General features: G+C 68.2%; 1 protein-coding gene. It reads left to right on the forward strand.

Annotated features, from left to right (window positions below; genetic code table 11):
- The first annotated feature begins 108 nt into the window (after window positions 1-108).
- Window positions 109-1,074 carry an IS481 family transposase gene (locus tag ACPC54_RS42280; RefSeq protein ID WP_498973092.1) on the forward strand — a complete coding sequence of 322 codons (966 nt, stop codon included), beginning with the start codon at window positions 109-111 and terminating at the stop codon, window positions 1,072-1,074.
- Window positions 1,075-1,083 lie beyond the last annotated feature (9 nt).

Consider the following 1,083-nt stretch of genomic DNA (forward strand, 5'->3'; position numbering starts at 1 on the left):
CTAGGTGTACTCGGCCGACACGTTAGTGACACTGGCTCTCGGTAGTTGATCAAGGAGGGACCTCCGGGCGTAGTGGAGTTTGCCGCTTCACACACCTCGGAGGTCCTGGTGGCCCACGCTAATGCCCGGCTGACCTTTCACGGCAGATGCCTGCTCGTGCGCCGTGTCGTCCTCGACGGCCGGCCGGTCGCTCACGTCGCGAAGGAACTGGGCGTCTCCCGGCAGTGCGCCCACCGCTGGGTGAACCGTTACCGGGCCGAGGGCTGGGCAGGCCTGCGCGACCGCACCAGCCGCCCGCACCACTGCCCCAACCGCACACCCGCCGTGGTCGAGCGCCGCGTGCTGAAGGCCCGCCACACCTTGCGGCGGGGACCCGACTTCCTGGCCGAACAGACCGGGGTTCCAGCCCGGACGATCAGTCGCATCCTCCACCGCAACCAGATCCCACCTCTGTCCGCGTGCGACCCGCTGACCGGGCAGCCCATCCGAGCCACCCGCGCCAGCGGCCAGCGCTACGAGCACGCCCGGCCGGGCGACATGATCCACGTGGACGTCAAGAAGCTCGGGAAGATCCCCGACGGCGGCGGCCACCGCGCCTACGGCCGCAACAAAGACACCCACAACCGCGGGCTCGGCTACGACTACGTCCATGCCGCCATCGACGACCACAGCCGCCTCGCCTACGCCGAAATCCTGCCCGACGAAAAGGGCGCCACCTGCGCCGGCTTCCTCACTCGCGCCGCCGCGTTCTTCCACGCCCACGGCATCACCCACATCAACCGGGTCATGACCGACAACGCCAAGAACTACCGGCTCTCACACGACTTCCGGGCCGCCTGCCAGGCACTCGGCGCCCGGCAGAAGTTCACCCGGCCGCACTGCCCGTGGACCAACGGCAAGGTCGAACGCTTCAACCGCACCCTGCAGACCGAATGGGCCTACCGGCAGGTCTTCACCAGCAACCGCCAACGATCCCGAGCACTCGCGCCCTGGCTCGAGTTCTACAACACTCGACGCAGACACACCGCGCTCGGCGGCCAACCCCCGACCAGCAGGCTGTCACCAACGTCATGACCAAGTACA

The sequence above is a fragment of the Kitasatospora sp. NPDC094028 genome (assembly GCF_049543595.1).
Lineage (GTDB): Bacteria > Actinomycetota > Actinomycetes > Streptomycetales > Streptomycetaceae > Kitasatospora.